Below are 8,305 nucleotides of genomic sequence, written 5' to 3'. Positions count from 1 at the left end.
TATCAGACTCTTTCGTGTCCGATTTCCTCGGTGCCTTTCAGGTTTCCGCTCCGGCCTTTCGGCTTTTCGCGTTTCCCTTTCCGGCGGTTCCGACTTTATCAGAAGTTCTTAGCCGTATTGACCGGCGTTCGTTTTCCGATTTATCGGGGGTGCGCTTCTGGAGAAGAATTCTCGGAAGCGAGCTAGACCCTAGTCGTTGCGGCCGATCCTGTCGAATCCGGGGCAACTGTTCGAATCTACCTCCACACTCCGTCCGTGTCAACGGCCTTTGTGGGACGACGAGGAGACTAGCAGGTCAGACGCCGTGAACGCACATCAGGCAGCGGTGGGTACGGAGGCGCTGCGCTCCGCCTTGTCCAGGTCCCCCGTCTCACCGGCGCGGGCCGCTCTGCCGCCGAGCACGTAGACGTAGACGAGGAAGGCCAGCTCGGCGAGGACGCCGATGGTGATGCGGGCCCAGGTCGGCAGGCCCGAAGGGGTGACGAAGCCTTCGATGGCGCCCGAGATGAAGAGGATGAGCGCCAGGCCGATCGCCATTCCCAGGGCGGCGCGGCCTTCCTCGGCGAGGGCCGCACGGCGGGTTCGGGGGCCCGGGTCGATGAGGGTCCAGCCGAGGCGCAGGCCCGTACCGGCCGCTACGAAGACCGCTGTCAGTTCCAGGAGGCCGTGGGGCAGGACCAGGCCCAGGAAGGTGTCGAGGCGGCCGGCCGAGGACATCAGGCCGATGCCCACTCCCAGGTTCAGCATGTTCTGGAAGAGGATCCAGAGGACGGGGAGGCCCAGGAAGACGCCCAGGACCAGGCACATGGCTGCCGCCTGGGCGTTGTTCGTCCACACCTGGGCGGCGAAGGAGGCCGCAGGGTGGCTCGAGTAATAGGTCTCGTACTGGCCGCCCGGGCGCGTGAGGTCGCGCAGTTCGGATGGGGCGGCGATCGACGCCTGTACTTCGGGGTGCGTTCCTATCCACCAGCCCAGGAGGGCGGCTATCGCGGTGGAGAGGAGTGCGGTGGGGACCCACCAGTGGCGGGAGCGGTAGACCGCCGCGGGGAAACCTTGGGTCAGGAAGCGGGTCACGTCGCGCCAGGAGGCGCGGCGGGTGCCTGTCACGGCACTACGCGCGCGTGCCACCAGTTGTGTGAGGCGTCCGGATATCTGGGGGTCCGGGGCGCTGGACTGGATCAGGGAGAGGTGGGTCGCGGCCCGCTGGTAGAGGGTGACGAGCTCGTCGGCTTCGGCGCCGGTGAGGCGGCGTCTGCGGCGCAGCAGCGCATCCAGGCGGTCCCACTCGGCTCGGTGGGCGGACACGAAGACATCGAGGTCCATCGGGTCGGCTGCTCCTCGGCTGCTGTTGCTGTGGCTACCTCTGCGGCACGATGTGGCCTCAGCTTGGCAGACTGGCGGTTCCGAGGGCAGGGCAGGGAAGGACGGCCGGCGTGAGTGAGCTTGTGACGGGCGAGGCGGTGGCTCTTGAGCTGCGCCCCGCGAAGCTGCCCAGTCGGGCGTTGGCGGTGGTCATCGATCTCGTCGTGGCGTTCACCGTGTACATCGTGGTGACGATGGGGATCGTGGCGTCCACGGCTTCCCTGGACGAGGCGGCTGCCGCGGCTGTGGCGGTGGCGACGTTCGTGCTGGTGCTTGTCGGGGTGCCGATCGCGGTGGAGACGCTGAGCCATGGGCGTTCGCTGGGCAAGTTGGCCTGCGGGCTTCGTGTGGTGCGGGACGACGGGGGGCCGATCCGGTTCCGGCATGCGCTGGTGCGCGGGGCCGTCGGGGTCGTGGAGATCCTCATGACGTTCGGGGTGGTCGCGTGCATCGCGTCGCTGGTGTCCGAGCGGGGGCGCCGGCTCGGGGACGTGTTCGCGGGGACGCTCGTCGTGCGCGAGCGGGTGCCGGCAGGGCCGGCGCGGTTCGTGCCCCCGCCGCCTCCGTGGCTGGTGGGGCGGTTCGCCGGGCTCGATCTGTCGGGGGTGCCGGACGGGCTGTGGCTGGCGGTCCGGTCGTATCTGACGCGGATGGGGCAGCTGGATCCGCAGGTGGGCTGGGCGATGGCGGAGCGGCTTGCCGGTGATCTGGCGGCGTGTACGGGGGCTCCGGCGCCGCGGGATGTGCCGCCTGCGGCGTATTTGGCCGCGGTGGTGCATGAGCGGCAGTCGCGGGATGCGCAGCGTGCGTTCGGCGGCGGGGCCGCGCGGGTGGCTCCGGTCGGGGCGGGTCCGGTGGGTGGGCCGGGTCCGGTGTATCCGGGTGCCGGGGTACCGGTTGGGCAGCCCGTGGGTCCGGCGGTCGCGGCTGCGCCTCCCACTCTCGATGTCGCGCCTGCGCGTCCTCGCGAGGACGCGGGGCCGGGCACGGGGTTCGTGCCGCCTGCCTGACGCGGGTCCGCCGTCTCTCAGGCGAAGGTCGAGGGCGGGGATTCGAGGTGTTCGAGTTCGATGCCGGGGGCGGCGAGCACCACGTCGCCGGCGAGGTGGACGGCCTGCTGTTCCCCCGTGTCCAGGTCTGTGACCTGGTATTCGTCGACGTTCAGGGGGCCGCTGTCAGTGGCGTGTGTTTCTGTTTTCAGCAGGGCCCAGGACTGGTCGACGGTGAGGGGGGCCAGGACAGGGTCGGTGAAGCGGACCAGGCGGACGCGGGTCGCGGGGGAAGCGGGGGTGAGGCGCAGCAGGCGTGCGGTGGCGACGAGGAAGGCCGGCGAGGTGCCGGTGAAGGCATGGGCTGGGGCGTTTCCCTCGGTGGCGTGGGTGCCGGTGGGGTCGGTGCGTACCCAGGTGACGCCGTCGATGGCTGCTCCTCGTACCTGCCAGCTCGCCGCGTTGAGTTCGAGGCGGATGGGGCGGCCGAGTTCGTCGATGGCCAGGTCGACGGAGCCGGAGTGGTCGCCGGAGGGGGTGACGGTCTGGGAGACGTAGCGCCAGCCTGAGGGGCCTGGGGCGCAGTGGAAGTGTTCTTCGCCGAGGGGGGTGTGGTCGTGGGTGTCGTGGAGCGAATAGCGGCCGCGGGGCATGGGGGTCGAGGTCCTTCGGGGTCGTGCGGACGTCGGATGGGGCGGGATGCCGGGCCGGTACGGGGCAGGCCCCCCGCACCGGAGTGCGAGGGGCCTGCGTAGCACCGGGGTCCGCTCGGGATCAGTAGCGGTAGTGGTCCGGCTTGTACGGGCCGTCGACCTCTACGCCGATGTACGAGGCCTGCTCGGGGCGCAGCGTCGTCAGCTTCACGCCGAGGGCGTCGAGGTGGAGGCGGGCGACCTTCTCGTCGAGGTGCTTGGGGAGCACGTAGACGTCGGTCGGGTACTCGTCGGGCTTCGTGAACAGCTCGATCTGGGCCAGGGTCTGGTCCGCGAACGAGTTGGACATGACGAAGGACGGGTGGCCCGTCGCGTTGCCCAGGTTCAGGAGGCGGCCCTCGGAAAGGACGATGAGGACCTTGCCGTCGGGGAACTTCCAGGTGTGGACCTGCGGCTTGACCTCGTCCTTGACGATGCCGGGGATCTGCGCGAGGCCGGCCATGTCGATCTCGTTGTCGAAGTGGCCGATGTTGCCCACGATCGCCTGGTGCTTCATCTTGGCCATGTCCGAGGCCATGATGATGTCCTTGTTGCCGGTCGTGGTGACGAAGATGTCGGCCTTGTCGACGACATCGTCGAGCGTCGCGACCTGGTAGCCGTCCATCGCCGCCTGCAGCGCGCAGATCGGGTCGATCTCGGTGATGATCACGCGGGCGCCCTGGCCGCGCAGCGACTCGGCGCAGCCCTTGCCCACGTCGCCGTAGCCGCAGACGACGGCGGTCTTGCCGCCGATGAGGACGTCGGTGGCGCGGTTGATGCCGTCGATCAGGGAGTGGCGGCAGCCGTACTTGTTGTCGAACTTCGACTTCGTCACGGCGTCGTTCACGTTGATCGCCGGGAACAGCAGGGTGCCGTCGCGGTACATCTCGTAGAGGCGGTGAACGCCGGTCGTGGTCTCCTCGGTCACGCCGCGGATCTCCGAGGCGAGCTGGGTCCACTTCTGCGAGCCGTCGGTGATGGTGCGGTTGAGGAGCTCGAGGATGACGCGGTGCTCGTCGGACTCGGCGGTGTCGGCCGAGGGGACCTTGCCGTCCTTCTCGTACTGGACGCCGTTGTGGACGAGGAGGGTGGCGTCACCGCCGTCGTCCAGGATCATGTTCGGGCCGCCGGTGGGGGTGTTCGGCCAGGTCAGAGCCTGCTCCGTGCACCACCAGTACTCGTCGAGGGTTTCGCCCTTCCAGGCGAAGACCGGGACGCCCTGGGGGTTGTCCGGGGTGCCGTTCGGGCCGACGGCGATGGCCGCGGCGGCGTGGTCCTGGGTGGAGAAGATGTTGCAGGAGGCCCAGCGGACCTCGGCGCCGAGGGCGACGAGGGTCTCGATGAGGACGGCGGTCTGCACCGTCATGTGCAGGGAGCCGGTGACGCGGGCGCCCGCGAGCGGCTGCGTGGCGGCGTATTCCTTGCGGATGGACATCAGGCCGGGCATCTCGTGCTCGGCGAGGGTGATCTCCTTGCGGCCGAAGTCGGCCAGGGAGAGATCGGCGACCTTGAAGTCCTGGTCCTGTCGGTTGTCGACAGTCGTCATAGGGAGCTTGCTCCTCGTGGTGGTGGGTCGAGGTGGGCATGGCTGGTCTGCGGCGATGGACATACGAGTGTCCGGCGCTCGCAGCGCAGTCCGTCGGAGGCCCTCTCTCCCTCGGCCGGCCCGTCGTGCGGGCCGCCCGACCGCCATCAGCAGCGACGTCTGGCTCAGTGACGAATCTACACCGATCGGCCCAGCCGGACCCAGCCCGCCTCCGGGTCCGGCGTGAGCGGGGAGGTCAGTTGGCGTCCGGGCCCGAGCTGTCGGGGGCCGAGTTGTCCGAGGTCGGGCTGTCCGGGGTCCTGGCCGGGTTGGTGCCGGCGGAGGCGGCCGCCTCGTTGTAGATGTCCGGTTCGAGGTAGATCACGCGGGCGATCGGGACGGCCTCGCGGATGCGGGCCTCCGCGGCGTTGATGGCGTTGGCGACCTCGGTGGCCGTGTCGTCGTGCTGGACGGCGATCTTGGCGGCGACGAGGAGTTCCTCGGGGCCGAGGTGGAGGGTGCGCATGTGGATGACGCCGGTGACGGTGTCTCCGTCGACGAGCGCGGTCTCGATCTTCTTGACGTCGTCGATGCCCGCGGCCTCGCCCAGGAGCAGCGACTTGGTCTCGGCTGCCAGCACGATCGCGATGGCGATGAGCAGGATGCCGATGCACAGGGTGCCGATGCCGTCCCAGAGGCCGTCGTCGGTGGCGAGGGCGAGGCCGGTGCCGGCGAGCGCGAGGACGAGACCGATCAGCGCGCCGAAGTCCTCGAGGAGGACGACGGGCAGCTCGGGTGCCTTGGCGCGGCGGATGAACTGGGACCAGGAGAGCTTGCCGCGCAGCTCGTTGGATTCCTTGATGGCGGTACGGAACGAGAAGCTCTCGGCGATGATCGCGAAGACGAGGACGCCGATCGGCCAGTACCAGTTCTCGAGCGCGTGCGGGTGCTTGATCTTCTCGTAGCCCTCGTAGACGGCGAACATGCCGCCGACCGAGAAGAGGACGATGGAGACGAGGAAGGCGTAGATGTAGCGCTCGCGGCCGTAGCCGAAGGGGTGTTGCGGGGTCGCCTCGCGTTGGGCCTTCTTGCCGCCGAGCAGCAGGAGGCCCTGGTTGCCGGAGTCGGCGAGCGAGTGGACGCTCTCGGCGAGCATCGAGGACGAGCCGCTGAAGAGGAACGCCACGAATTTCGCTACCGCGATCGCGAGGTTGGCGGCGAGTGCCGCCACGATCGCTTTTGTGCCGCCTGAAGCGCTCATGTGTTCCCGATGTCCCTTCGTACGCCGTCCCGGTCCTGGCTCGTACGGATCTGTCCGCGTACGCCGTCCCGGGCTTTGCCCACCCTTTGCGGTGGGTCATTGTTGCAGCCCGGGACGGCTGGGGCGCGTCAGGCCACCACGGTTGCCCGGAAGAGCGTGCCGACTCCGGACACTTCGGCCTTTTCGTCCGCGGGGACGAACGCCGACTGCCCTGCGGTGAGGGCGAGTTCACCGGCGCGGACGGTGCCCGCGGTGCAGAGCAGGATCTGCGGGGTCCCGGCGGTGACGTCGTGCGGGGCTGCGCCCTCGGGCAGGACGTGGCGGGAGAGGCGGAATTCGTCGATGGGGGTCGCGTAGACCTCTTCGCCGTCGGGGGACGCCTCGGGGCGAAGGATGCCGGGGTCGGTGGCCTCGAAGCGGACGATGCGCAGGAGTTCGGGGACGTCGACGTGCTTGGGGGTGAGGCCGCAGCGCAGGACGTTGTCCGAGTTGGCCATGATTTCCACGCCGAGGCCGTCGATGTAGGCGTGCGGGACACCGGCGCCGAGGAAGAGGGCCTCGCCGGGGTTGAGGCGGACGTGGTTGAGCAGCATGGCGGCGATGACGCCGGGGTCGCCGGGGTAGTGGTGGGCGAGCCCGGCGTAGGGCGCGTAGTCGCCGCCGAGGCGTTCGGCGGCGGCCTCGGCCTCGGTGACCGTGGTGGCCATCTCCTCGGCGTCCGCGCTCAGTACGGCCGTCAGGACCTCGCGCAGCGCGGCCTCTTCGGGGTGGGCGCGCAGCAGGTCGGCGTAGGGCTTGAGGGAGTCGACGCCGAGTCCTTCGATGAGGCGTGCGGCCTCTTCGGGGGCGCGGAATCCGCACAGGCCCTCGAACGGCGTGAGAGCGCAGATCAGTTCGGGCTTGTGGTTGGCGTCCTTGTAGTTGCGGTGCGGGGCGTCTACGGGGACGCCGGCGCGCTCCTCGGCCTCGTAACCCTCCTTGGCCTGGGCGAGGTCGGGGTGGACCTGAAGGGAGAGCGGGGCACCCGCGGCGAGGAGTTTGAGGAGGAAGGGGAGGCGGGGGCCGAACTTGGCGACGGCCTGCGGGCCGAGTTCACGCTCGGGGGCCTGGTCGATCACCTCGTTGAGCGGGCCGCGCCCGGTCCGCGAGGGGGCTCCCGGGTGGGCGCCCATCCACATCTCGGCCTGCGGCTCGCCCGTCGGCTCGGCACCGATGAGGTGCGGGATGGCGGTGGTCGAGCCCCAGGCATAGGGGCGGACGGTGTTGGTGAGGCGGTCCATCAGTCGTTCTTCTCCGTACGCGGGTCAAGGGGCCGGCCGGTGCTTCGGACCGGCCGGGTCCACGTCATGCGCCCGAAGCGAGCGCGAGGTAAACGGCGGCGAAATCCGTGACGGCGATCAGCTCGGCGAGTGTTTCCAGTTCGCCGCCCTCTTCGGGTTCGAGCTCGCTGATCGGGGTGTCGTGGCCGAGGGCCAGCTCGCGGGCGGCGGGCGCGGCGGTGAGGCCGCCGGGCCGGTCGCGCAGGAGGACGACGCGGACGCGCATCGGCTGCGCCTCGTCGACCCGGTCGCGGAAGAAGTCGTCGGGGTCGGCGCCGCCCGCGAGGTCGCCGAGGAGGAGGCGGCCGTGCGCGGGGAGCGCCTCGGGCAGGTCGGAGGCGAGGGCCGGGCGGCCGGCGAGTTCGGCGAGCGCGGCGGCGAAGCGGCGGCCCGCCGGGCCCGCGGCGTGCCCTTCGGTCCAGATCAGGGGCAGGGCGTCGGCGAGCTCGGCGGCGAGGGTCTTGGCGGGGTTGCTGTAGGTCGCGATGGCCGGGCCGCAGCGCTCGGCGGTCTGGTCGAGGCGGTCGGCGACCTTCTCCAGGGTCTCGGCCGGCGCGGAGAGCAGGCCGGTGCGGTCCAGGAGGGAGAGCAGCGGGGTGAGCAGGGCCCACAGGGCGCCGGGCGCGGAGGCCGCGGCGGGTTCGTCCTGCTCGTACGGGGCGGTCGCCATCGGTACGAAGAGGCCGTGTGCCCCGGCGACGGCCTCGGTCAGGGGGGTGCCCGTGGGGCTGACGGCGACGATGGTGCAGCCGCGTCGGTAGGCCTGCTCGACGAGGAGGGCGAGTCCCGGCTCGGTGCCGTCGGTGGTCGCGATCAGGAGCAGGTCCACGGGGCCCGCCCAGCCGGGCAGCTCCCAGCGCAGGGCGCCCGCGGCGGGGGCGACTCCGGTGGGGTGCAGGTGGGCGACGGGGCAGGAGGCGCCGGCGAGCCTGTTGAGCAGGTCGGCGACGCAGCTGGCGGCGAGGCCGGGTCCGGCGAAGAGGACGGCGCGCGGGCGGCCGTCCGGTTTGAGCTGGGTGATCCCGGCCTCCGCGGCGTGCCGGACCGCGGTGCGGACGCGGGCGCCGGCCTCGGCGGCGCCGCGCAGGAGTCCGCGGCGGTCGACCCTGACGAGGGCCTCGGGGGCGTCGAGCAGCGATTCGTCGAGCATGGTGTCA

7 protein-coding genes are annotated in these 8,305 nt (G+C 70.7%); 1 reads left to right on the top strand and 6 read right to left on the bottom strand.

Annotated elements, in window-relative coordinates; all coding sequences use genetic code 11:
• Nucleotides 1-315: 315 nt before the first annotated feature.
• Nucleotides 316-1,323: a stage II sporulation protein M gene (locus ACWFR4_RS27305; RefSeq protein WP_100599482.1), complete on the bottom strand. Its 1,008-nt coding sequence runs from the start codon at nt 1,321-1,323 to the stop codon at nt 316-318.
• A gap of 110 nt (nt 1,324-1,433) precedes the next feature.
• On the opposite strand from ACWFR4_RS27305, the gene ACWFR4_RS27300 reads away from it, so the two are divergent.
• Entirely contained in the window at nt 1,434-2,372 is a 939-nt protein-coding gene (locus ACWFR4_RS27300; RefSeq protein WP_453462917.1) for an RDD family protein, read from the top strand.
• A 17-nt stretch (nt 2,373-2,389) separates the two neighbouring features.
• Here the strand turns inward: ACWFR4_RS27300 and ACWFR4_RS27295 are convergent, their stop codons facing one another.
• From ACWFR4_RS27295 to ACWFR4_RS27275, 5 genes are all read right to left on the bottom strand, one after another.
• Nucleotides 2,390-3,004 carry a hypothetical protein gene (locus tag ACWFR4_RS27295; protein ID WP_453462919.1) on the bottom strand — a complete coding sequence of 205 codons (615 nt, stop codon included), beginning with the start codon at nt 3,002-3,004 and terminating at the stop codon, nt 2,390-2,392.
• Between the two features lie 121 nt (nt 3,005-3,125).
• Nucleotides 3,126-4,589: an adenosylhomocysteinase gene (gene ahcY, locus ACWFR4_RS27290; RefSeq protein ID WP_453462921.1), complete on the bottom strand. Its 1,464-nt coding sequence runs from the start codon at nt 4,587-4,589 to the stop codon at nt 3,126-3,128.
• Between the two features lie 235 nt (nt 4,590-4,824).
• Nucleotides 4,825-5,829: a cation diffusion facilitator family transporter gene (locus tag ACWFR4_RS27285; protein ID WP_453462924.1), complete on the bottom strand. Its 1,005-nt coding sequence runs from the start codon at nt 5,827-5,829 to the stop codon at nt 4,825-4,827.
• A 128-nt stretch (nt 5,830-5,957) separates the two neighbouring features.
• Entirely contained in the window at nt 5,958-7,109 is a 1,152-nt protein-coding gene (gene manA / locus ACWFR4_RS27280; RefSeq protein WP_453655006.1) for a mannose-6-phosphate isomerase, class I, read from the bottom strand.
• A 64-nt stretch (nt 7,110-7,173) separates the two neighbouring features.
• Nucleotides 7,174-8,298, bottom strand: a complete 1,125-nt coding sequence (locus tag ACWFR4_RS27275; RefSeq protein ID WP_453655004.1) for an SIS domain-containing protein — start codon at nt 8,296-8,298, stop codon at nt 7,174-7,176.
• Nucleotides 8,299-8,305: the final 7 nt, after the last annotated feature.

Source organism: Streptomyces sp. NPDC055140, from assembly GCF_053607285.1.
Note: the sequence above shows the minus strand (reverse complement) of the source record. Positions and strands in the feature narration are given on the sequence as shown.

Coding starts and splice junctions, on each gene's coding strand:
- ahcY (WP_453462921.1), bottom strand. CDS start 4,589: ATGACGACTGTCGACAACCGACAGGACCAGGACTTCAAGGTCGCCGAT.
- manA (WP_453655006.1), bottom strand. CDS start 7,109: ATGGACCGCCTCACCAACACCGTCCGCCCCTATGCCTGGGGCTCGACC.
- ACWFR4_RS27275 (WP_453655004.1), bottom strand. CDS start 8,298: ATGCTCGACGAATCGCTGCTCGACGCCCCCGAGGCCCTCGTCAGGGTC.
- ACWFR4_RS27285 (WP_453462924.1), bottom strand. CDS start 5,829: ATGAGCGCTTCAGGCGGCACAAAAGCGATCGTGGCGGCACTCGCCGCC.
- ACWFR4_RS27295 (WP_453462919.1), bottom strand. CDS start 3,004: ATGCCCCGCGGCCGCTATTCGCTCCACGACACCCACGACCACACCCCC.
- ACWFR4_RS27305 (WP_100599482.1), bottom strand. CDS start 1,323: ATGGACCTCGATGTCTTCGTGTCCGCCCACCGAGCCGAGTGGGACCGC.